Source organism: Variovorax sp. J22P240 (assembly GCF_030316855.1).
Classification (GTDB): Bacteria; Pseudomonadota; Gammaproteobacteria; order Burkholderiales; family Burkholderiaceae_C; genus Variovorax.
This window is the reverse complement of sequence record NZ_JASZYR010000004.1, coordinates 213,549-235,760: the sequence shown is the minus strand read 5'-3', so window position 1 is coordinate 235,760 and position 22,212 is coordinate 213,549. Positions and strand designations below refer to the sequence as shown.

The 22,212-nt window shown below is 65.3% G+C and carries 23 protein-coding genes; 7 read left to right on the top strand and 16 right to left on the bottom strand.

Annotation, left to right across the window (positions count from 1 at the left end):
* Nucleotides 1-97 precede the first annotated feature (97 nt).
* The 3 genes from QTI24_RS13625 to QTI24_RS13615 all read left to right on the top strand — a co-directional run bounded on the left by QTI24_RS13625 (nucleotide 98) and on the right by QTI24_RS13615 (nucleotide 3,286).
* Nucleotides 98-748, top strand: coding sequence for a hypothetical protein (locus tag QTI24_RS13625; RefSeq protein ID WP_286601118.1), 651 nt, complete (start codon nucleotides 98-100; stop codon nucleotides 746-748).
* Nucleotides 749-851: 103 nt separating this feature from the next.
* Nucleotides 852-2,480, top strand: coding sequence for a peptide chain release factor 3 (locus tag QTI24_RS13620; RefSeq protein WP_286601117.1), 1,629 nt, complete (start codon nucleotides 852-854; stop codon nucleotides 2,478-2,480).
* A complete protein-coding gene (locus QTI24_RS13615; RefSeq protein WP_286601116.1) occupies nucleotides 2,480-3,286 on the top strand; it encodes an HAD-IIB family hydrolase in 807 nt (268 codons plus the stop codon). The genes QTI24_RS13620 and QTI24_RS13615 overlap by 1 nt, the downstream gene beginning before the upstream one ends.
* Here QTI24_RS13615 and QTI24_RS13610 read toward each other — a convergent pair.
* Both QTI24_RS13610 and QTI24_RS13605 read right to left on the bottom strand, forming a co-directional pair.
* Nucleotides 3,273-4,106, bottom strand: a complete 834-nt coding sequence (locus tag QTI24_RS13610; RefSeq protein WP_286601115.1) for a DUF4399 domain-containing protein — start codon at nucleotides 4,104-4,106, stop codon at nucleotides 3,273-3,275. The genes QTI24_RS13615 and QTI24_RS13610 overlap by 14 nt on opposite strands.
* Before the next feature lie 86 nt (nucleotides 4,107-4,192).
* The gene (locus QTI24_RS13605) at nucleotides 4,193-4,411 is read right to left on the bottom strand and encodes a SlyX family protein (protein WP_286601400.1); all 219 of its coding nucleotides are present in this window, start codon (nucleotides 4,409-4,411) and stop codon (nucleotides 4,193-4,195) included.
* A 46-nt stretch (nucleotides 4,412-4,457) separates the two neighbouring features.
* Between QTI24_RS13605 and QTI24_RS13600 the strand changes: the two genes are divergently transcribed.
* Nucleotides 4,458-5,303: a GNAT family N-acetyltransferase gene (locus QTI24_RS13600; protein WP_286601113.1), complete on the top strand. Its 846-nt coding sequence runs from the start codon at nucleotides 4,458-4,460 to the stop codon at nucleotides 5,301-5,303.
* Nucleotides 5,304-5,444: 141 nt separating this feature from the next.
* On the opposite strand, the gene QTI24_RS13595 is transcribed toward QTI24_RS13600, so the two are convergent.
* The 5 genes from QTI24_RS13595 to QTI24_RS13575 form a co-directional block, all read right to left on the bottom strand.
* Nucleotides 5,445-6,182, bottom strand: coding sequence for an amino acid ABC transporter ATP-binding protein (locus QTI24_RS13595; RefSeq protein ID WP_286601399.1), 738 nt, complete (start codon nucleotides 6,180-6,182; stop codon nucleotides 5,445-5,447).
* A gap of 24 nt (nucleotides 6,183-6,206) precedes the next feature.
* Nucleotides 6,207-6,872, bottom strand: a complete 666-nt coding sequence (locus QTI24_RS13590; RefSeq protein ID WP_286601111.1) for an amino acid ABC transporter permease — start codon at nucleotides 6,870-6,872, stop codon at nucleotides 6,207-6,209.
* A 1-nt stretch (nucleotide 6,873) separates the two neighbouring features.
* Nucleotides 6,874-7,599, bottom strand: a complete 726-nt coding sequence (locus tag QTI24_RS13585; RefSeq protein WP_286601109.1) for an amino acid ABC transporter permease — start codon at nucleotides 7,597-7,599, stop codon at nucleotides 6,874-6,876.
* Between the two features lie 90 nt (nucleotides 7,600-7,689).
* On the bottom strand, nucleotides 7,690-8,592 hold the full coding sequence (locus QTI24_RS13580) for a transporter substrate-binding domain-containing protein (RefSeq protein ID WP_286601106.1): 903 nt from the start codon (nucleotides 8,590-8,592) through the stop codon (nucleotides 7,690-7,692).
* Nucleotides 8,593-8,789: 197 nt separating this feature from the next.
* Nucleotides 8,790-9,764, bottom strand: coding sequence for a LysR substrate-binding domain-containing protein (locus QTI24_RS13575; protein WP_286601104.1), 975 nt, complete (start codon nucleotides 9,762-9,764; stop codon nucleotides 8,790-8,792).
* Between the two features lie 58 nt (nucleotides 9,765-9,822).
* Here QTI24_RS13575 and QTI24_RS13570 point away from each other — a divergent pair, with 58 nt between their 5' ends.
* On the top strand, nucleotides 9,823-11,277 hold the full coding sequence (locus QTI24_RS13570) for an amidase (protein ID WP_286601102.1): 1,455 nt from the start codon (nucleotides 9,823-9,825) through the stop codon (nucleotides 11,275-11,277).
* On the opposite strand, the gene QTI24_RS13565 is transcribed toward QTI24_RS13570, so the two are convergent.
* On the bottom strand, nucleotides 11,274-12,212 hold the full coding sequence (locus QTI24_RS13565) for a 2-hydroxyacid dehydrogenase (protein WP_286601100.1): 939 nt from the start codon (nucleotides 12,210-12,212) through the stop codon (nucleotides 11,274-11,276). The two genes, QTI24_RS13570 and QTI24_RS13565, sit on opposite strands and share 4 nt — an antisense overlap.
* Before the next feature lie 77 nt (nucleotides 12,213-12,289).
* Nucleotides 12,290-14,122: an ABCB family ABC transporter ATP-binding protein/permease gene (locus tag QTI24_RS13560; protein WP_286601099.1), complete on the bottom strand. Its 1,833-nt coding sequence runs from the start codon at nucleotides 14,120-14,122 to the stop codon at nucleotides 12,290-12,292.
* Between the two features lie 190 nt (nucleotides 14,123-14,312).
* On the opposite strand from QTI24_RS13560, the gene QTI24_RS13555 reads away from it, so the two are divergent.
* Nucleotides 14,313-14,735 carry an acyl-CoA thioesterase gene (locus QTI24_RS13555; RefSeq protein WP_286601095.1) on the top strand — a complete coding sequence of 141 codons (423 nt, stop codon included), beginning with the start codon at nucleotides 14,313-14,315 and terminating at the stop codon, nucleotides 14,733-14,735.
* 8 nt (nucleotides 14,736-14,743) lie between these two features.
* Here QTI24_RS13555 and QTI24_RS13550 read toward each other — a convergent pair whose 3' ends face one another.
* The 3 genes from QTI24_RS13550 to QTI24_RS13540 all read right to left on the bottom strand — a co-directional run bounded on the left by QTI24_RS13550 (nucleotide 14,744) and on the right by QTI24_RS13540 (nucleotide 18,123).
* Nucleotides 14,744-16,579 (bottom strand): gamma-glutamyltransferase family protein, encoded by a 1,836-nt coding sequence (locus tag QTI24_RS13550; protein WP_286601093.1) that lies wholly within the window; start codon nucleotides 16,577-16,579, stop codon nucleotides 14,744-14,746.
* A gap of 36 nt (nucleotides 16,580-16,615) precedes the next feature.
* Entirely contained in the window at nucleotides 16,616-17,068 is a 453-nt protein-coding gene (locus QTI24_RS13545) for a GAF domain-containing protein (protein ID WP_286601091.1), read from the bottom strand.
* 92 nt (nucleotides 17,069-17,160) lie between these two features.
* Nucleotides 17,161-18,123 (bottom strand): Bug family tripartite tricarboxylate transporter substrate binding protein, encoded by a 963-nt coding sequence (locus QTI24_RS13540; RefSeq protein ID WP_286601089.1) that lies wholly within the window; start codon nucleotides 18,121-18,123, stop codon nucleotides 17,161-17,163.
* Nucleotides 18,124-18,221: 98 nt separating this feature from the next.
* Here QTI24_RS13540 and QTI24_RS13535 point away from each other — a divergent pair, with 98 nt between their 5' ends.
* The gene (locus QTI24_RS13535; protein ID WP_286601087.1) at nucleotides 18,222-19,193 is read left to right on the top strand and encodes a LysR family transcriptional regulator; all 972 of its coding nucleotides are present in this window, start codon (nucleotides 18,222-18,224) and stop codon (nucleotides 19,191-19,193) included.
* 27 nt (nucleotides 19,194-19,220) lie between these two features.
* Here the strand turns inward: QTI24_RS13535 and QTI24_RS13530 are convergent, their stop codons facing one another.
* From QTI24_RS13530 to QTI24_RS13515, 4 genes are read right to left on the bottom strand one after another with little or no spacing between them, the layout of a single operon-like run.
* Entirely contained in the window at nucleotides 19,221-19,985 is a 765-nt protein-coding gene (locus tag QTI24_RS13530) for an enoyl-CoA hydratase (RefSeq protein ID WP_286601084.1), read from the bottom strand.
* A 26-nt stretch (nucleotides 19,986-20,011) separates the two neighbouring features.
* Nucleotides 20,012-20,608: a 2-hydroxychromene-2-carboxylate isomerase gene (locus QTI24_RS13525; protein ID WP_286601082.1), complete on the bottom strand. Its 597-nt coding sequence runs from the start codon at nucleotides 20,606-20,608 to the stop codon at nucleotides 20,012-20,014.
* 13 nt (nucleotides 20,609-20,621) lie between these two features.
* Complete coding sequence (locus tag QTI24_RS13520; protein ID WP_286601080.1) at nucleotides 20,622-21,368, bottom strand: SDR family oxidoreductase; 747 nt, start codon at nucleotides 21,366-21,368, stop codon at nucleotides 20,622-20,624.
* Entirely contained in the window at nucleotides 21,365-22,195 is an 831-nt protein-coding gene (locus QTI24_RS13515; protein WP_286601077.1) for an acyl-CoA thioesterase, read from the bottom strand. Before QTI24_RS13515 ends, QTI24_RS13520 begins: the two co-directional genes overlap by 4 nt.
* Nucleotides 22,196-22,212 lie beyond the last annotated feature (17 nt).

Genomic DNA, 22,212 nt, shown 5'->3' with positions numbered 1-22,212 from the left:
ATTTTAGCGCGTGCGGCGGAGCCGTCGCCAGCAGCATTGTTTCGATCGGCCTAGACTGCAACGCCCACCCCAGACCCAACCACCACGGCGTTACAACATGTTCAAAGCCAGAGTCCTTGCCACATCGTTCGTGATCGCTTCGGCGGTACTGCCGATGGCGGTCCCGGCGCAGACCCCGGCCGCTCCGGCCGCCGCCCAGAACGTGCGTGTGCGCGGTGTCATCGTGCACGTCGATGCGAAATCGCTGACCGTCAAGGACCGCAGCGGGGAAGTCGTGACCATGGTGCGCCCCGCCGACATGCGCGTCATCGAGGTGCTCCCGGTGACTGCGGCGGCCATCAAGCCCAACAGCTTCGTCGGCGCAGGCTCGATGCCGCAGCCCGACGGCACGCAGCGCGCGGTCGAAGTCCTGGTGTTTCCCGAATCCATGCGAGGCACCGGCGAAGGTTTTCGACCCTGGGACTACATGCCCAACGGCACGATGACCAACGCCACCGTCTCCAAACTGTCGGCGGCGCCGGCCGCGGTGCCGGGCGGCCAGAAGCTGGTGCTGAAGTACAAGGACGGCGAAAAGACCGTGATCGTTCCGCGCGGCACGCCGATCGTCACTTTCAAGCCCGGCAAGGACGACCAGTCGGCGCTGGTGGTCCCGGGCGCGAAGGTCGTCGTTACCGCGCAGATGAAAGACGGCCAGCCCACCGCTTCGAGCCTCCTGGTGGGCCGCAACGGATTCACCCCGCCCATGTGAGCACGAGGGTCGCCCTGGACGACCCAAGAGGGGCCAAAACGGTAAAATCGTGGGCTTTGCCTCCAGCAGCCCGCGCCCGTGAGCGCGCACCGCGTTCACCCCCATGACATTCGCCTCCGAAACCCGCCGCCGCCGCACCTTCGCGATCATTTCCCACCCTGACGCCGGTAAAACCACGCTGACGGAAAAACTGCTGCTGTTCTCAGGTGCGATCCAGATCGCCGGTTCGGTCAAGGCGCGCAAGGCCTCTCGCCATGCGACTTCCGACTGGATGGAAATCGAAAAGCAGCGCGGCATCTCGGTCGCCTCGTCGGTGATGCAGATGGCCTACCGCGACCACGTCATCAACCTGCTCGACACGCCCGGCCACAAGGACTTCTCTGAAGACACCTACCGCGTGCTCACCGCGGTCGATTCGGCGCTCATGGTGATCGACGCCGCCAACGGTGTCGAAGCGCAGACGCGCCGCCTGATCGAGGTCTGCCGCCAGCGCGACACGCCGATCATCACCTTCGTCAACAAAATGGACCGCGAAGTGCGCGAGCCGCTCGAACTGCTCGACGAGATCGAGCGCGAGCTGGGCATGCCCTGCGTGCCGATGACCTGGCCCGTGGGCCAGGGCAAGTCCTTCGGCGGCATCGTGAACCTGCGCACCCAGGCGATGACGGTGTTCGAGTCGGGCAGCGAGCGTCTGCCGCAGGACTTCGAAGCCATCCCGCTTACCGACCGCGAGACGCTGCAGAAGCGCTTCGGCCGCGAATTCGATACCGCGATGGAGAGCATGGAACTTGCCACGGGCGCATCCCCCACGTGGGACCGCGAGGCATTCCTCGCCGGCAAGCAGACGCCGGTCTTCTTCGGTTCCGGGGTCAACAACTTCGGCGTGATGGAAGTGCTCGACGCGCTGGTCGACCTGGCGCCCCAACCACAGCCGCGCGTCAGCACCACGCTGGTCAACCGGCAGCCGGTGGTCAAGGAGATCCAGCCCGAGGACAAGGACTTCGCCGGCGTGGTGTTCAAGGTACAGGCCAACATGGACGCCAACCACCGCGACCGAATCGCCTTCGTGCGCATGGCCTCCGGCCGCTACACGCCAGGCATGAAGCTCAAGGTGCAGCGCACCGCCAAGGAGTTGCGTCCGACCAGCGTCGTGACCTTCATGAGCCAGCGGCGCGAAGCGGTCGAGGAGGCCTACGCGGGCGACATCGTCGGCTTCACGACGCACGGCGGCGTGCAGTTGGGCGACACCATCACCGACGGCGCGTCGCTGCAGTTCACCGGCCTGCCCTTCTTCGCGCCGGAACTGTTCATGACGGTGATCCTGAAGAACCCATTGCGCACCAAGCAACTGCAGCAAGGCCTCGCACAGCTTGGAGAGGAAGGCGCGATCCAGGTGTTCCGGCCCGAGGTCGGCGGGCCGATGCTCCTCGGCGCGGTCGGCCAACTGCAGTTCGAAGTCGTGCAGCATCGTCTGAAGACCGAGTACGACGCCGACGTCCGGCTCGAAGGCTGCCAGTACACCGGCGCGCGCTGGATCACCGCTGACACGCCGGCCGAACTGCGCGCCTTCACGGACGCCTACCCCGCCCGCATGGCGCGCGATGCGGCCGAGACCCTGGCCTACCTGTGCACCTCGCCCTACGACGTGCGGCTGGCGCAGGAACGCTTCCCGAAGATTCATTTCCATCCGCTGCGCGAGCATGCGGGTCTGGCACTTCACCCGGCAGGCTGATGCTGCCGCTGACGCGATGGCCGCTCGAGGCGCGCCGTGAACTGGTCGGCGTCTTTACCGATATCGACGACACGCTCACGACGGACGGCGCCATCACGCCTGATGCATTGAAGGCGCTGGGCGACATCAAGGCGACCGGCCTCCACAGTGTCGCGATCACCGGCCGCCCCGTGGGCTGGAGCGTGCCTTTCGCCAGCGTGTGGCCTCTCGATGCGATCGTCGCCGAGAACGGCGCGGTCGCGCTCGTTCCCTCCGCGACGGGTCGGCTCGAAAAGCGCTACCAGCAGGACGCAGCGACGCGAGCGCGCAACTTCGCGCGCATGCAGCGGGTGTTGGACCGCGTCGAGCGCGAAATCCCTGGCGCGCGACGCGCCACCGACTCGGCAGGCCGCGAGTGCGATATCGCGATCGACCACAGCGAGTTCACGCTCTTGGACGACGTGCAGATCGCCGCGGTCGTCGCGCTCATGAGGAGCGAGGGCATGCACGCCACCGTCAGCAGCATCCACGTCAACGGCTGGTACGGCGATCACAACAAGCTCGCCGGCGCCCGTTGGATCGTCGGTGAACTCTGGGGCCGACAGCTGGACGACGAGATGCCGCGCTGGGCCTACGTAGGCGATTCGACCAACGACGCCTTGATGTTCGAGCATTTCGAACACAGCATCGGCGTGGCGAATGTCCGCCGATTCGAGTTCGCGCTGTCGCATCTGCCGCGCTATGTCGCGCAGGCCGAGCGCGGCGCCGGATTTGCGGAAGTCGCGGCCGCGGTGCTCGACGCCCGCGCCGACATCAACGCACGCTGAACGAGACCGGCTTGGCTCGCGCAGTGACGGCCCCGGGGGCCGTATTGCTCACCAGATCGAGGCGCGCGCTGTAGTCGCCCTTCGGGGGGTTGAGCCACAGCTCGGTCTGCCCGCCATCGAGTTCGATGATCTCGGGCTTCTGGCCCGCACGTTCCAGGATGAGACGGAAGTGCCCGGTGTCCGGAACCTTGGGCCCCGCGTGCGACAAGTTGTAGCCGCTGGCATGCAACTGCACCCGCAACGGCAACTGCACTGTCGTGCGATCCACGGGGTTGAGGACCTCGATGCGCGGCGGGCCCAGCACGCTGGCTGGCGAGATGCCCTTGTTCTGCTTGCTGACCGTGAACTTGAGCGGCTTGCTGTAGACGAAGTACGGGATGTGCCCCTGGTCGGCCAGCACCAGGCGCATGGTGTAGGTACCCGGCGGCAGGTCGACCACGGTTTCCATCTGGCCCTTGCCGAAGTGGATGTAGTGCTCGGTGAAGGGCAGCGGCTTCGAGAAATCGAGCGGCAGCGGCTGGTCGATCAGCAGGTGGTGGTGGCCGGCCTTGCCCGCCGTCTTGCCCGCCGGGACGATTCCGCGCAACGAGAGCCCGAAGCGCGCGACGAACGGCGATTCGAGCGTCATGCCATCCTTCAGGTTGGTGAAATAGGCGTCCGGCGACCAGCTGGGCGGCGGCACCACCCATGGATGCGAGACGAGTTCAGCGCCCTCCACGCCCTGAGGCACTTGCGCGAAAGCCCCATGCCCCAGCAGAAAGATTCCTGCAACGGCCAACCTCCATCCCGCCCACATTCCGTGACGTACACCAAATCTCATGTCCACTCCTCCAAATGTCAGGGGATTGTGTCATCACACTTTGGTGCTACATCACAATTTCGGCCGGCGCGCAGCCCGCACCACGATCAGTAGTGTGGCGGCAACTCGTCGCGCAGATTGCGCGGGCCGCCGGTGCTTGCGTCCGGGCTCTGCTGGCGCAGTTGAATGACCTGAAGAACGAGGCTGTCGATCTGCTGCTGTTGCCTGTAGATAGTCATGTTCAGCTGGTCCAGCAGGTCTTCGGTGAAGCTGGCCTTGATTTCCAGATCGTTCAGGCGGCCTTCGACGTCGTGCGGATTTTCCATCCCGCTATTGGACAGGAATCCCGCACCGGGAGTGAGAATGCCGCGCATGGACTTCACGATCCGCACCCTGCGCCGCGACGAGATGCCCTGGGTCATCGACCTAGCGGCACACGAAGGTTGGAACCCGGGACTGCACGATGCCGAGTGCTTCCATGCGGCCGACCCCGACGGCTTTCTGGTCGCTGAGCGCAAGGGCGAGCCGCTGGGCTGCATCAGCGCCGTTTCGTATGCGGGGCGCTTCGGCTTCGTCGGGCTCTACATCGTCGCGCCGGCGTTGCGCGGAGAAGGCATCGGCATCACCCTCTGGCGCGAAGGCATGGCCCGCTTGTCGGGTCATGTCATCGGGCTCGACGGCGTACCCGCCCAACAGGACAACTACCGCCGCAGCGGCTTCGAGTTGGCCTGGAACAACGTCCGCTACGCCGGGGTAGCGCAGGGCTCGGAGATGGCTTCGGCCCGTGAGATCGTTCCGCTCGGCGCGATCGACTTTGCCTCGCTGTGCGCCGACGACCTCCGCGTGTTTCCCGCGCCGCGAGACGCCTTCCTGCGCAGCTGGACCACGATGCCCGATGCGACAGGCCTCGCATGGCGGCGCCAGGGACGACTGGAAGGATGGGGATTGATCCGCCGATGCCGCGAAGGCCACAAGATCGGTCCTCTCGTGGCGGAAGACCTCCCGGTCGCCCAAGCCCTCTACGCCGCCCTGAGCGCCAGCGTACCTGCGGGCGACTCCATCTACCTCGACGTTCCGCAGTCCAATCCAGACGCCATGGCGCTAGCGAAAAAGATGGGCATGCGCGCCGTCTTCGAAACCGCGCGCATGTACCACGGCACCCCGCCCGATTGCGAGTTGAACCGCATCTACGGCATCACCACATTCGAGCTGGGCTGAAAGGCGCCAAAGGAAAAGCCCCGCAAGCGGGGTCTTTTCAATTCCAGAGGTGCCGCAGATCCGGCTCCGCCGGTCTGCAGTCACCGCCCCCGGTCGGGGGAAGGCGAAGCGACACGAAGTGCGCGCAGGCTGGGGGCGAGCTCAGTGCGCCAGGATCTTGTTGAGAAAGTCCTTCGTGCGCGCCTGCCGGTTCTCCGGATGGCTGAAGAACTCCTCCTTCGAGCAATCCTCGAGGATGCGTCCACCCACGTCGATGAAGATCACGCGGTTCGCCACCTTGCGCGCAAAGCCCATTTCGTGGGTGACCACCATCATGGTCATGCCTTCCTTGGCCAGCGCCACCATCACGTCGAGCACTTCGCCCACCATCTCGGGGTCCAGCGCGGAAGTGGGTTCGTCGAACAGCATCACCATCGGGTCCATGCTCAGCGCGCGGGCGATCGCCACGCGCTGCTGCTGACCACCGGAGAGTTGGCCCGGAAACTTGTCCTTGTGCGCCATCAGGCCCACGCGGTCGAGCATCTTGAGGCCACGCGTCTTGGCCTCGTCCGCGCTTCGGCCCAGCACCTTGATCTGCGCGATCGTCAGGTTCTCCGTCACCGACAGATGCGGGAAGAGTTCGAAGTGCTGGAACACCATGCCCACCTTCGAGCGCAGCTTCGGCAGGTTGGTCTTGGGGTCGTGCAGCGGAACGCCATTGACCGTGATCTCGCCCTTCTGGAAAGGCTCGAGCGCGTTCACCGTCTTGATCAGCGTGGACTTGCCGGATCCCGAAGGACCGCACACCACCACCACGTCCCCCTTGGAGATGCTGACGGAGCAGTCGTTGAGAACCTGCACCGGGCCATACCACTTGGAAACGTTCTTGATTTCAATCATTTTGTCGGACATCTTTTTTCTCCTTCAGCGGATGATGGCGATCTTCTTGTGCAGCCGCTTCACGAGGTACGAGAGCGAATAGCACAGCACGAAATAGACCACCGCAGCGAGCAGGTAGGCCTCTTCGGGCCGCCCGAAGTTCTTGCCGGCCGTGTCGAAGCCCTTGAACAGGTCGTACGCGCCGATCGCATAGACCAGCGAAGTGTCCTGGAACAGGATGATGGTCTGGGTCAGCAGCACCGGAAGCATGTTGCGAAACGCCTGCGGCAGGATCACGAGCTTCATGTTCTGGCCATAGGTCATCCCCACCGCCTGACCGGCATACACCTGGCCACGAGGGATCGACTGGATGCCCGCGCGCATGATCTCGCTGAAGTACGCCGCCTCGAAGGCGACGAAGGTGATGATGGCCGAGTACTCGGGTCCGATCGGGCGGCCGATCATCGTGGGCACCAGCAGGAAGAACCACAGGATCACCATCACCAGCGGAATGCTGCGCATGCCGTTGACGTAGATGGCCGCAGGCATGTCGAGCCACTTCTTGCCAGACAGCCGCATCAGCGCGAGCAACGTGCCGAAGAAGATGCCGCCCAGGGTGGCAACCACCGTCAGGAACACGCTGAAGTAGAGGCCCTTGAGCAGGAATCCGCTGATGACGGGCCAGCTGAAGAAGGTCAGATCGAGATTCATGTCAGTGCCCTCCGGTTCCGCCAGCGACCACGAAGCCTGGCACGCGGACCCTCTTCTCGACCCAGGCCATGATGCGGTTGATGATCATCGCCGAGATCACGTAGAGCACGGTCACGGCCATGTACATCTCGGTCACGCGGGAAGTCTCTTCGCCGGCCTGCATGGCGAACTGAATCATTTCCGGAATCGACACCGCGAATGCGACCGACGAGTTCTTGAAGATGTTCATCGATTCGCTGGTGAGCGGCGGAATGATGATCCGGTAGGCCATCGGCAGGATCACGTAGCGGTAGTACTGGAAAGTGGTGAAGCCCACCGCCATGCCCGCGTAGCGCTGGCCCTTGGGCAGAGCCTGGATGCCGGAGCGAAGCTGCTCGGCAATCCGTGCCGAGGTAAAGAAGCCGAGCGCGAACACCACGAGGATGAAGGGCGGCAGGCCCGCCATGACCGGGAATATCTTCGGCACGACGTGGTACCAGAGGAAGATCTGAACCAGGAGCGGGATGTTGCGGAACAACTCGACCCAGGCATTGCCGAAGCGCACCAGCCAAGGGCTGTCGGGCAGGGTGCGGATCACGCCGACCAGCGAGCCCAGCACCAGCGCCACGACCAGCGAGCACAGGGACACCGACACCGTCCAGCCCCAGGCAGAAACCAGCCACTGCCAGTAGGTGGGTATCTTGCCTCCCGGATCTTCCAGGAAGATTTGCCAATCCCATTTTCCCATTTCAACTCCTCGATCATTGTTGGAGGCAACTCGCAAAACAAACGCCCGCCGAAAGAGGCGGGCGTTCGTTCACGCGTCAGCCCACGCGACTTACTTCTTGGCGTAGTCTTCCATCGGCTTGTCGTTGGGGTTGGCCCACGCCGCCTTTGTGGCCTCGGACAGCGGGAGGCCGACCTTGGTGTTGGTCGGCGGGATCGGCTGAATGAACCACTTGTCGTACAGCTTGGCCAGCGAACCATCCTTGATCTGGTTCTTGATGCTGTCGTCGACCGCCTTCTTGAAAGCCGGGTCGTCCTTGCGCAGCATGCAGGCGATCGGTTCGACCGACAGAGCCTCGCCGACGATCTTGAAGTCGGCCGGAGCCTTCGACTTGGCGATGTTGCCCGCCAGGATCTGGCCATCCATCACGAAGGCGTCGGCACGGCCCGATTCGAGCAGCAGGAAGCTGTCGGCGTGGTCCTTGCCCATGACTTCCTTGAAATCGATGCCCTGTGCGCGCTCGTTCTTGCGCAGGGTCTGCACCGACGTCGTGCCGGTCGTGGTGGCCACGCTCTTGCCGTTGAGGTCCTTGATCGAGTTGATCCCGGAATTGGCCTTGACCGCGATGCGCACTTCCTCGACGTAGGTGGTGACGGCGAAGGCGACGTCCTTCTGGCGGGTGGCGTTATTGGTGGTCGAGCCGCACTCGAGGTCCACGGTGCCGTTCTGCACCAGCGGAACACGGTTCTGCGAGGTCACCAACTGGCGCTTGATTTCCAGCTTGGGCAAACCGAGTTGCTTCTGGATGTCGGCCAGGATGCGTTCCGACATTTCGGTGTGGAAGCCAACGTACTTGCCGTCGCCGATGGTGTAGGCCAGTGCGCCAGAGGAGTCACGCACGCCCATCGTGACGCTGCCGCTGGACTTGATCTTGGCCAGAGTGTCATTGGCCTGAGCAAAGGCGCCTCCCGCGGCGAGCGCCATCACGGCCAGGGCCAACATTTGCTTCTTCATATGGAAAACTCCTGTGACTTTGAGATACACGAAATTCTAGACGCCCGCATTTTGCGCCATACCCGGGCCAACCCGGTGCGCCACGCACCATCGAACAGCGAGTCGACGGTCAGCGGCACTGCGCAGGCGCACCACTTTGCAAGTGGCCGCGGGTGCGTTCTCACAAAGCACCCTTTGTGCCTGAATGAAACACGAGGTCACCCTGCCGGCTGAGTTCCCACGAGATAGGCCCAGAGGGCTTCCACGGAGCCCTTGGCTCGCGGAGATGGCGCATCGGTCTTGCCAGGGCGCGCGCCAGCCCTGGCGGGGACCGAGGGTCGCTCGCGGTACGCGCGAATCTCCATCGTCGCCTCGAGGCGGTCGATCTCTGGCGGCAATGCACTCACCAGCGTGCGGGCCCGGATTTCCTTGCGCACCGCGCTTTGCGGCAGGAAGGCGATGCCGTGGCCTTCGAGTGCCATCACCTTGAGCCCTTCGGCCATGTCGGTTTCATAGACGCGATCGAGGTGGATGGCAGTGCCCGATTCCTTGAGCAACTGGTCGACCACGCGCCCGAGGTAGGCGCCGGGCGCATAGCCGAGATAGGGCAGCGGCTGACCGGCACGGCCCGGCAGCAGGAAGCGCGGCGCGCCTTCGGCGTCGGGCTTGACCCACGGCGCCACCACCTCCTTGCCGAGGCTCACCATCTCGTAGCGGTTGGCGTCCAGCGGCAGAGGTTGAGAGGGATGGTGGTATGCGATCAGCAGATCGCAGCTGCCCTCGACCAGGCGCAGCACGGCGTCATGCACGTTGAGCGCGATGAGCCGGCTCTTCAGCGGACCGAAGTGCTCTCGCAGGCCCGTGACCCAGGCCGGGAAGAAAGTGAAGGCCAGCGTGTGCGGGATGGCGACCTCGATCACATCCTGCGCCGCCGCCGAGTGACCGCGCAGCATGGCGCGCGTGCTCTGCAGCGCCTGCAGCATCTCGATCGCCTGGCCGTACAAGGTCTGGCCTGCCGGCGTGAGCCGTGTCGGGTAGGAACTGCGATCGACCAGGTCCGTGCCGGCCCATCCTTCGAGCGCCTGGATGCGGCGAGAAAACGCGGGCTGAGTCACGTGTCGCAACTGGGCCGAGCGGCTGAAGCTGCGCGTCTCCGCAAGGCTGACAAAGTCTTCGAGCCACTTGGTTTCCATGAACTGATTATGCGAGGGCTGCGACATACTCCGACGACTTACGGAGCCCGTTTTCGCCATGCACGCTGACGACCTTCTCGCCCTGGATGCAAGCACCCTGTCCCGCCAGATCGCCGCGCGCGTCGTCTCGTGCCGCGACCTGATGGCCGCTGCGCTCGCGCGGATCGAGGCGCTCAATCCGCGCTTCAACGCGATCGTGTCCTTGCGCGATCCGCAGCAACTCCTGGACGAGGCCAGCGAGCGTGACGCGCAACTCGCGCGCGGCGAACGGCTTGGATGGATGCACGGCTTCCCGCTCGCCGTGAAGGACCTGAGCCATGCCGCGGGTCTCCCGACCTCGATGGGTTCGCCGCTCGCGCCCCGCACTCCGGCGCGCAACGACAGCCTGCATGTATCGCGCATGCGCCAGGCCGGCGCCATCGTCATCGGCAAGACGAATACGCCCGAGTTCGGGCTCGGCTCGCACACGTACAACACGGTGTTCGGCACCACGCTGAACGCCTACCTGCCCACGCTGAGCGCCGGCGGCAGCAGCGGCGGCGCGGCGGTCGCCCTGGCTTTGGGCATGCTGCCGGTGGCCGACGGCGGCGACATGGGCGGCTCGCTGCGCAACCCCGCGGCGTTCAACAACGTGATCGGCTTCCGCCCGTCGAGAGGCCGGGTACCGGGCTCTCCGGACGAGGAACTGTTCCTGCAGCAACTCGGCTGCGAAGGACCGATGGCGCGCACCGTCGAGGACGCCGCCCGCTTGCTCGCCGTGCAGGCGGGCTTCGACCGGCGGGTCCCGCTGTCGCTCTCCGACGCCCTTCCCTCCCCCGACGCGATGCAGCTGGACAGCGACGTGAAGGGTCTGCGCATCGGATGGCTCGGCAGCGTGTGGCCGGAACTGCCGCTCGCGCCGGGCGTGCGCGAACTCTGCGAAGGCGCACTCCAGACCTTCCGCAATCTCGGCTGCGAGGTCGAGCCGCTACAGCTCGATGTGCCGCGCGAACAGAACTGGACCGCGTGGCTGCGACTGCGTCAACTGCTGGTGGGCGGCAAGCTGGGCGCCGCGTACGCCGATCCTTCGCTGCGCGAACGGCTCAAGCCGGAGGCCCGCTGGGAAATCGAGCAGAGCCTCCAGCTCGACGCGGCGGCGCTCTACCAGGCTTCGGTTTATCGCTCGAACGTCTACCGCGCCTTCCTGCGCGCATTCGAGACCTTCGATGTCGTCGTCGCGCCGACGGCGCAGGTCTTTCCCTTCGACGCGAAGCTCGACTGGCCCGCCGCGGTCGGCGATGTGGCGAGCGACACCTACCACCGCTGGATGGAAATCGTCACGCCTTTCACGCTTGCGGGACTTCCCACCCTCAACGTGCGCGCGGGCTTCGGCGAAGGCGGACTGCCGATGGGTCTTCAGATCGCCGGCCCGATCCACCACGACCTCGAAGTGCTCCGCCTGGGCCATGCCTACGACCGGGCCTGCGGCTGGGGCGTCGTCCAGCCGTCGGTGCTTGGAGACTTGCCGACCTAGATGGGGGACACCACGCCGCGGCCGGCGAAGTGGCCTTCTGCATTGGCCATGAAGCGCTTCACGGACGCCTGCGTCGCCTCGGGCGACCAGCCCGCCATGTGTGGCGTCAGCAGCACGTTGTCGAGACCGATCAGGGGCTCAGGCCGCTTGGGCTCGCTTTCGTAGACATCGAGACCCGCTCCTGCGATGCGGTTCGTGCGTAGCGCGGCAGCCAGCGCCTCGGTGTCGACCACGCTGCCGCGCGAGATATTGACCAGATAGCCCTGCGGGCCGAGCGCGTCGAGGATCGGTGCGTTGATCAGGTGCCGCGTTCCCGCACCGCCTGGCGTGGCGATGACCAGCACGTCCGCCCACTCGGCCAACCCCTCGAGGCTATCGAAATAGCGGTGCGCGGAACCGTCGCGCGGTTTGCGGTTGTGATAGCCGATTTCCATGTCGAAGCCGCTCGCGCGCTTGGCGATCTTCTGGCCGATGGTGCCCAGCCCCAGGATGCCGAGCTTCTTTCCCGACACATTGGGCGGCTGCGGAATATCCTCGCGCCACACGCCTTCGCGGCACAGGCGGTCGAGCGTGCGAATGCCGCGCACCACCCCGATCAACAGGCCGAAGGCGTGGTCGGCGACGCAGTCGTCATTGGTGCCGGCACCGTTGGCCGCCGCAATGCCGCGTGCGCGGATGGCGTCCATCGCGAGGCCTTCGAAGCCCGCGCCCATGGCGCACACCAGTTCGACTTTGGGCAGGGCCGCAATCTCTTCCGCCGTGATGCCGATCACGCCGATGGTCAGTACCGCGCGAAACTTCGAACCGTGGGCGGCAATGGCCGCCGTGCGCTCGGCCTGCGTCGGCGCGTAGGTCAGGTCATAGACCGCGGCCAACTGCGCCTGATGGGCACTCGAAAGACTGTTGAGCACCAAAAGAGGAATCTTCTCGGACATTCACATCGCTCCTGAAATGGCTGAATGGGATAGGGGCCGATTCGCGCGACCCGAATGCCGCATGATCGACGAAAGGGTCACAGCACGGGCGCGGCCTCGAGCTGCTGCAGTCTCCACATCTGTGCGTACTTGCCTTGCCGGGCCAGCAGGTCCGCATGCGTGCCGCGCTCGACGATCACGCCGCTTTCGAGCACCAGGATCTCGTGCGCATCGACGACCGTCGAGAGTCGGTGCGCGATCACCAGCGTGGTCTTGTTGCGCGCCGCACTCTTGAGTTCGGACTGGATCGCCCGCTCGTTCGCCGAATCGAGTGCCGAAGTCGCCTCGTCGAAGATCACGATCGGCGGGTTCTTGAGCAGCGTGCGCGCGATGGCCACGCGCTGTTTCTCGCCGCCCGACAGCTTGAGTCCGCGTTCGCCCACCGTGGTTTCGTAGCCCTTCGGCGTGTGCACGATGAAATCGTGGATGCGCGCGGACCGGGCGGCCTCCTCGACCTCCTCCCGAGTCGCCCCGGGGCGGCCATAGGCGATGTTGTATTCGACCGTGTCGTTGAAGAGCACCGTGTCCTGCGGCACGATGCCAATCGACTGCCGCACGCTCGCTTGCGTCACGTCTCGGATGTCCTCGCCGCCGATGGTGATGCGGCCCTGCTGCACGTCATAGAAGCGGTAGAGCAGCCGCGCCATCGTCGACTTGCCCGAGCCCGAGGGCCCGACCACAGCCACCGTCTCGCCTGCCGGGACCTCGAAGCTCACGTTCTTGAGGATCGGCCGCGCGGCCTCGTAGGCGAAGCTCACGTTCTCGAAGCGCACGGTCGAATCGGTGCCGGCCAGAGCCGTCGCATCCGGCGCATCGCGCACTTCGCGGTCCTTTTCGAGCAGCACGAACATCTTGTCCAGATCGGTCAGGCTCTGCTTGATCTCGCGGTAGATCACGCCCAGGAAATTGAGCGGGATGTAGAGCTGGATCATGAAGGCGTTGACCATCACCAGGTCGCCCAGCGTCATGCGGCCGTCCACCACGCCTTGCGTCGCGCGGTAGAGCATCGCCACCAGGCTGATCGCGATCAGGCACTGCTGGCCCGCGTTGAGCAGGCTCAGCGTGGTCTGGCTCTTGACGGCGGCCTTGCGGTAGCGCTCCAGGCTGGCGTCGTAGCGGCCAGCCTCGAAGTTCTCGTTGTTGAAGTACTTGACGGTCTCGTAGTTGAGCAGGGAGTCGACCGCGTGGCTCTGCGCCACGGAATCGAGCTCGTTCATGGTCTTGCGGAATTGCGTGCGCCACTCGGTGACGAGAACGGTGAACGCGATGTAGACCACCAGCGCGGCCAGCGTGATCCAGACGAAGCCCGAGTCGAACTTCACGCCGAGCACCGTCAGCACCAGCGTGAGCTCGATGATGGTCGGCACGATGCTGTAGAGCGACATCGAAATCAGCGAGTGCACGCCGCGCGTGCCGCGCTCGATGTCGCGCGTCATCCCGCCGGTCTGGCGCTCCAGGTGAAAGCGCAGGCTCAGCGCGTGCAGATGGCGGAAGACCTCCAGCGAAATGCTGCGCGCCGCCCCCTCGGTCGCCTTGGCGAAGACCAGTTCGCGCAACTCGTTGAAAACCGCCGTCGACAGCCTGAGCAATCCATAGGCGACCAGCAGTCCGACCGGCACCACCAATAGCGCGGCCGCGCTGCCAGGCTTGATCGACATCGCATCGACCAGGTTCTTGAGCAGCACCGGCACGCCGACATTGGCGACCTTGGCGCCGATCATGAAGGCGAGCGCCGCCATCACGCGCCATTTGTAGTGCCACAGGTAGGGAAACAGCCTGCGCAGCGTGGCCCAGTCGGAACGGTCGCTGCGGGCAGGCTGGCTGCCCGAGGCATGGTGGGGAGAGGAAAGAGCTTCGCCGCTGCGGCGCATGGGGGACAATCGTGGCTTGTTGCTCACCCCCCAGGCTTCGCGCACTTCGTGTCGCTTCGCCCACCCCCTTCGAGGGGGCGATACCGGCAGCCTGGCGGAGCCAGTTCTGCGGTATCCCTTGGGTTGGCACGCTGCGTGCATTGCAGGGGTTGAGCCGTTATCGGGATTTCGTTTTCTTCAGATTGTGCCTATGTCCGCCACTTCCAGTGCCAACCTCACCGCCACGCTCAAAAGCCTTCCGGCTGATATGGAACTGGTGCTCAAGGTGATTCCGATGCCCGCCGACTGCAACGCCAACGGCGACATCTTCGGCGGCTGGGTGATGGCGCAGTGCGACCTGGCCGGCTCGGTGATCCCGGCACGCCACGCCAAGGGCCGGATGGCGACCGTGGCCGTCAACGAATTCGTGTTCAAGCAGCCCGTGAGGCTGGGCGACATCCTGTCGTTCTACTCCAAGCTGGAGCGGATCGGACGCACCTCGGTCACGGTGACGGTGGAAGTTTTCGCTGAGCGTTTCAAGGCACAGGGCGAGTACATCAAGGTGACCGAGGCCACCTTCACCTACGTGGCGATCGACGACAACGGGCGGCCGCGTCCGATCGTGAAGGACTGATCAGGGGCCTATCGGCCCACCGCGTAGCCCTGCATGCCACGCGGGTTGGCGCCCGCGCGAAGGACGAGCCGACCGCACGCGTCGTGCTCCCGGCTACAAGCCGACATCCGGCCTTCGGACCACGGATCGCCGACGCGTACGTCGTGACCGGCCTCTCGCAATTGCCGAACCACGTCCTCCGAAAAGCGGGATTCGAGCGTCAGGCGATTCAAGGTCGTCTGGCGCGGCCAAAAGGAAGACGGAAAGTGGTCCACGTGCCACGCGGGCGCATCGATGGCTTCCTGCAAGTTCATGCCATGCACGACGTGCCGAAGGAAGAAGGCCGGCGACCATTGATCCTGCTGGTCTCCCCCCGGTGTACCGAACACCATGTACGGCTCGCCGTCCCGCAGCGCGAGCGAAGGCGAGAGCGAAGTGCAAGGCATGACGCCGGGCGACAGGGTGTTCGGCAGGCCTTCGTCCAGCCATGTCATCTGCAGCCGGGTGTTGATCGAGAAGCCGAGGCCCGGAATCGCCGGACTGGAAGACAGCCACCCTCCCGACGGCGTCGCGGCGACCATGTTGCCGTGCCTGTCGATCACATCGATGTGGCAGGTGTCGCCCACGAACACTTCCCGTTCCAGCCACTCGGACACCGGTGGAAGCGCCGCGAAGGTGGGTTCGCCGACGCCGAAGCGGGTGTCTGCCGCAAGCAGCGTGCGCCGGGCGGCATCCAGGTCCGGCAATCGAGGCGTCATGCCCAGCGGCGCGCCTGGGTCGAGGCTGGCGTTCGCGCGGTCCGACACCTGCGTCCAGCGCTGTCGGAGGTACCCGTCCGCCAGCAGCGCTGCCTGGGCCTGGCGAGAGGCGCCGGGCGCTGCCCCATACCACGCGAGCCGGTCCGCCAAAGCCAGCTTGGCCGCTTCCGCAATGCGGTGAACGAAGCCCGCGGTGTGAGGCGGGTGGCGCTCCAACTCTGCGTGGCGGAGCATTCCGATCTGCTGCAGGAATGCAGGCCCTTGGCTCCAGAATCCGCATTTCGCCACCGTGTAGCGACCGAAATCCATGCTGAGCGGCGCTTCGACCGTGGGCCGCCACCGCGCCATGTCGTCGTAGCGCAGCAAGCCCTTGTGCTTCTCGCCCGTCGTGTCCCGCACTTCCTGCGTGCGGTAGTACACGTCGATCGCAGTCGCCACGAAGCCCTCGTACCAGCAGCGAAGCGCGGCGTCGATGACTTCCACACGGCTGCTTCCCTCCCGCTGGGCGGTATGAAGGATGCGTTCCCAGGTTGAGGCCAGTTCCGGCAAACGGTACAGCGCACCGGGCACGGGCACCCGATCGTCGCGAAGCCACACGGCCGCCGATGAATGCCAGTGCGCACGAAACAGGTCCTGCACGGCCGTGATGGCCTGCACGGCACGGGGTATCAGCGGGAAGCCGTCGCGGGCATAGCCGATGGCCGGTGCCATCACGTCGGCGAGCGACCAGGTGCCATGGTCCCGCAGCATCGTCAGCCAGGCGCCGAAGGCACCTGGCACCGTGGCCGGCAGCAATCCGATGCCGGGCACCTGCTCCAGCCCCATGCGACGGAACGCGTCCACCGTCGCCGCCTCGGGGGCCACCCCTTGCCCGCAGATCGACAGCATCTTCCGCTGCCGTTCGTCCCAAAGCAGGATGGGCGCCTCGCCACCAGGTCCGTTCAAGTGCGGCTCGACAACCTGAAGCACGAAGCCGCCGGCCACCGCCGCGTCGAACGCATTCCCCCCTCGCTCGAGAACCCCCATTGCAGTCTGCGAAGCCAGCCAGTGCGTGGAGGCGGCAACACCAAAGGTGCCGGTGATCTCAGGGCGTGTCGTGAAGCTCATGTCTGATTCTTTGAAGGGCAATGGGTCGCGCGAAGATCAACTGCGGAGCTTCGAGGCTTCGCGAGCCACCGCCGGGGTCGCCAGGAGCGCGAGCAGTCGAATCGCGATGACGTCTCGGGGCTCCCACTTGTCGCGGTGCGTCAGAACGTTGAAGGTCGCAAAGCAGTCGCCGCAGTCGTCCATCAAGGGCACGTTGACGATCGACCGCAGGCCCAGCGAGGCAATGAGCGCGTGGTCGCTGAAGGCTTCCTTCAGCGCGTCGGTCCCCTCGCCAACGAAAACCTCGGCACGCCCGAGCAACTGGAGTGCCCAGGGCGTCCACGACTTGCGCTTGCGGCCCGCAACGGGATAGGCGTCGATGTTCGAACTCCATATGCGCTGGAGTTCCGCGCCGGATTCGCTTGCTTCATCGATTCGGTCGGTGCGCACATTGACAGTCAGCAAGCCATCACCCAGCAGATCCCGGCGAGCGCCTTCCAGAGCCGACATCGCCTGGGCAAAGTTACGCGTCCGCGACAACGCTTCGCAAAGTTCGGCAGCCGCGCCGAGAGGCAGGCACAACTGCGAATCGCAACTCGGCATCAGTCCGCCTTGATGTTGAGATCGCGAATGACCTTGCCGTAGCGATCTGCATCGCGACGCAACACCGTCGAAAACTGCTGCGGCGTTCCCTGGACGATCTCGACGCCGATGGCGTCCATGCGAGAGCGAATCGCCGTATCGGCCAGCGCCTGGTTCGCCGCCTCGTTCAGACGCTCGACCAGTTCCTTCGGCATGTTGGCGGGCCCGAACAAGCCGTACCAGACACCGAGTTCGTAGCCGGGCAGCGTTTCCGCGACGGTCGGCACCTGCGGCAGCAGCGAGGAGCGCTTCGCTTCGGTCACCGCGAGCAGGTTGAGCTTGCCGGCCTTCACGTGAGGAAGGGTCTGGGTCCCGGCCGAGAAGAGCACCTGGGTCTGATTGCTCACGGTATCCAGGACGGCGGGGGCGCCGCCTTTGTACGGCACATGCAGCATCTGGATACCCGCGGCCTTCTCGAACAACACCGCGCTGAGGTGGTTCGTGGACCCGCCCCCCGCGCTTGCATAGGCCAGCTTGCCTGGATTGGCCTTCGCGTAGGCAATCAGTTCTGCGACGTTCCTGGCGGGCACCGACGGGTTGATCACCAAGGTATTCACCACGTTGGCCAGTTGGGCGATCGGGGTGAAGTCCTCGACACCCTTGAATGGCATCGCCATCAGCGCCGGATTCATGGCGTGCGTGCTCATCGAGCCGACCAGCAGCGTATAGCCATCGGGCTTGGCCTTGGCGACCATGTTGGAGCCGATGTTTCCGGAGGCACCAGCCCGGTTGTCGACGATGACCGGCTGGCCCAGGGACCGGGTCAGTTGCTCGGCCAGGGCGCGGGCAAGGATGTCGGTCGATCCGCCCGCCGCCCAGGGAACGATCAGGGTGATGGGCCTGTCGGGGAAAGCCGCGCAAGCGACGGAAGCCGCACCAAGCAGAGCGAGTGCGGCCAAGCTGCGGCGAATACGGGAGATCATTTTCAAACGCCTACGAAGAGAGCCAGGGGTGCGCAAAAGTGTAGATTGTTGAATAGAAAAAATAGAATATCTTTGCATCAACGAATGCACATTGTTCTATGCAATCGATCGACCCTCTGGCGCCACGTCTCGAAAACCGCTTGAAGATGCGGCACTACGCCCTGTTGCTGGCTTTCGCCCGACATCGTTCGGTGACGGGCGTCGCCAGGCAGCTGTCCTTGACCCAGCCCACGGTCACGCGGGCCCTCGCCGACATCGAGGACATCTTCATGCAGCCGCTTTTCCTGCGCACGCGACGTGGCTTGGAGCCCACAGCCGCCGGCGAGGTCGTGGTCGCCAGGGCACGGCTCGCCATTGCCGACAACGAGGCACTGCTGAGGGAACTCGAAGGCGTGCGCGAAGGATGGCAGGGGAGATTGCGCATCGGCCTCATCCCCTACGTATCTCCTCCGGCCTTGGACGCCCTGTGGAAGCACCTGTTCGACTTGCGGCCGCGGCTGTTGCTGTACACACAAGAGGACACTACCGGGCCCCTGCTGAACGGCCTGCGCGATCGCACGCTGGATTGCGCCATTTGTCGATTCTCCAGCGCCAGCACGGAAGATGACCTGGAGCAGGTGCTGCTGTATCGGCAGCAGGCGCACCTGGTCGTCGCTCGGGCGAGCGCGGGCCCGCTGATGCGCCACGCCCCGCTCGACATCGCACAGCTCTCCGACATGGACTGGATCTTCCCGCCGCCTCACACGCCCATCCGGCAGATGATCGACGCGACTTTTTCGGCGGCCGGACAGCGTGTGCCCGTTCCCGCATTGGAGGCCTACGCGGTGCGCACGATCTCGTCAGCGCTGCTCCAGATGCCCCGCGGGGTGACGGTCCTTCCCGGCGATGTGGCCCGGGCGGTCGCGGCAGGCGGTGCGGCGGAAATGCTGCCGCAACCCCTGCCTTGGAATCTGCCCCCAGTGGGACTCGCCTGGCTGACGGGCGCTCCGAAGGCGAGGATCTGCCTGGCGCTGAGCGAGGCCATTCGAGAGCACCTGAATTCGCCGGGTGAGCACCCGGAGCACGGGTGACGGCCCCGGCGAGGCCGGCACCCGCGCTCAGACCTTCGAAAAATCGGGCCGGCGCTTTTCCATGAAGGCCGTGAAGGCCTCGCGCGCAGCGGGTTCGCGCAGCATGCGGCCGAAGCTCTGGCCTTCCTCGCCCATGCGCTCCAGCACTGCGGCCTGCTGCGACTTCTTCATCAAGCGCTTGGTCTCGATCAGCGCGCTCAGCGGCTTGGCCGCCAGCTTGCGCGCCTGTGCCTGCGCGATGGCGTTGGCTTCGGTCGGCGGCACCACGCGGTTGACCAGGCCCACTTCCAGCGCCGCTTCAGCCATGAAAGGCTCGCCCAGCAGCAGCGCCTCGGCCGCCCGGTGGTAGCCGAACATCTGAGGCACCAGCAGGCTCGACGCGGCCTCGGGGCACAGGCCCAGGTTCACGAAGGGCATCGAAAAAGCAGCGTTGTCGCCGGCGTAGACGAGGTCGCAGTGGAACAGCATCGTCGTGCCGATGCCCACTGCGGGGCCGCACACGGCCGCCACGATCGGCTTCGGGAATGTGGCGATGCCGCGCAGGAAGCGGAACACCGGCGATTCCTGCGTCGAGGGTGGACCGTTGAGGAAGTCGCCGATGTCGTTGCCGGCGCTGAAGATCGTCGCGTCGCCCTGGATCAGCACTGCGCGCACCTCTTTGTCGTGCTCGGCCTTGCCCAGCGCATCGGCCAATTCGCCGTACATCGCGCTGGTGATCGAATTCTTCTTGTCGAGGCGGTTGAAAGTGATGGTCATCACACCGGCTTCGGTGTGGACGAGGATGTCGCTCATGGTGAGTCCTTGCAAAGAAAAGAGGTTCAGGCGCCGAGCGCCTCGCGAACGAAATCGAGCCGGTCCTGGCCCCAGAACATCTCGTCGCCGACGAACATGGTCGGTGCGCCGAAAACGCCACGCTGCACTGCGGCCTGGGTCGCTGCCTTGAGGTGGTCCTTGACGTCCTGCGCGTTGGCGAGCGCCAGCATTTTGGCGGGATCGAAGCCCGCCTCCTGCAGCACGACGCCCACCGTCGCGGGATCGTTGAGGTTGCGCGGTTCGACCCACATCGCTCGGAACATGGCGTCGACGTAAGCGCGAAAGCGCTCGGGTTCATGCATCTGCATGCCGATGGCACCGCGCATCAGCAGCAGTGTGTTGACCGGAAAGTTCGGATTGTGTTGCAGCGGCACCCCGTAGCGCCGTGCAAAGCGCGCCAGGTCACTGAACACATACGGGCCCTTGGCGGGAATGGTGGCCGGCGAATGGTTGCCGGTGGCCTGGAACACGCCGCCGAGGAGCATCGGCTTCCACACCAGTTCGGCGCCCACGTCGGCGCACAGGTGCGGCAGCTGCGTGGCGGCCAGGTAAGAGGCGGGGCTGCCGAAATCGAAATAGAAATCGACGGATCGCGTCGTCATGTGCGTTGTCTCCTCAGAACTTCTCGGACCACGGCCGCAGGTCCAGCTCGTGCGTCCAGGCGTCGCGCGGCTGCGAATGCAGCATCCAGTAGGCGTCGGCGATGTGCTCGGGATTGAGGATGCCATCCTGCGCCTTCAGCGCATAGCGGTCTGGAAAGTTGCTGCGGATGAATTCGGTATCGATCGCGCCATCGATGATGGAGTGCGCGACGTGAATGCCGCGAGGGCCGAGCTCGCGCGCCATGCTCTGGGCCAGTGCCCGCAGGGCCATCTTGGCGCCCGAGAAGGCGCCAAAGTTGGCCGCCCCCCGCATCGATGCGGTGGCGCCAGTAAAGATGATCGTGCCGCGGTGTGCGCCTTCCGGCAGCTCGCGCGCCACCATGCGCTTGGCCACCTCGCGCCCGTTCAGGAAGCCGGAGAAGCAGGCCATCTCCCAGACCTTGAAGTACTTGCGCGCCGTCTCGGTCAGGATGCTCTCAGGCACATTGGCGCCGATGTTGAAGACCAGCACTTCGATCGGGCCGACGGTCGATTCGATCTGCTCGATGAGCGCAACGACTTCTTCTTCCTTGCGCGCGTCGCTGGCGAATGCATGCGCCTTGCCGCCTTCGGCCTCGATCTGCGCGACCAGGGGCTGGAGCTTGTCGAGGCTGCGCCGCGTGACGCAGGTCGCATAGCCCTCGCGAGCGAACCGGCGTGCAATGGCCCCGCCAGTGGCATCGCCGGCGCCGACGATCAGTGCTGCCTTGTTCATGGTCATTCCTTGAAGTAGACGATCTGATTGCTGGTCGCCAATAGTGCGCCCGACTCGCTCCAGAGCTGCGCAGCCTGGTCGAAGTAGCCGTTGCGGAACTGCTGCCCCGTCGCGCGGCCCAGCAAGTAGCCCGTGCCGATCTCGGACAGCAGCTGAGCGTCGGTGTGGAAGTAGGTCGTGATCGACACGGTCCCGATCGGCACGTGCGTCGCACGCCGCAGCCAGACGCGCGGATAGAAGGTGTCGCTCAATGCTGCGAGCGAGGCGAAGTCCAGCGGCCGCGGCTCCGAGTCACGCAGCCACATGCGCGTTTCGCTGTGGTCGCCGCTGCCGTCCCAGCGCGTCGGGATCGAGCCGCTGATCGGCCGCATCTCGTACCGCTCGAGCCACGCAACCCGGGCCGGTCCGATGCTCAGGCGCTCGACCCGCTCGGGTGACGGCACTTCGGGCATGGGAAGATCGTTGACGCCCCAGGTCTCGCGCCGCACGGCCGTGACCACAGTGGCCGTGGTTGTGACATGGGGCCTGCCTTCGGAGCCGGACTGGGTCATCTGCACCGTCCAGTGCTGCGTCGAGCGATTGGTGCGCACCGGTACGGCCTGCACTTCGAAGGTGCCTTCTTCGATCGCGGCCGCGTAGTTGACCGTCAGCGCAATGGGCTCTCCGAGCAGGTCCGGATGCCGCAGCACCGACTGCAGCATCACCGCCGCCGTCGTGCCACCGAAGGGCCCCACCATGTTCCAGTAGTCCGGACTCGTGGTGCCGGTGAAGAGCCCCGCCTGGATGTCGCTGTGCTCCAGCGCGAGGGCCTTGTCGAGGGGATGTGATTTCATGGCCGCAGTGTGCCTCC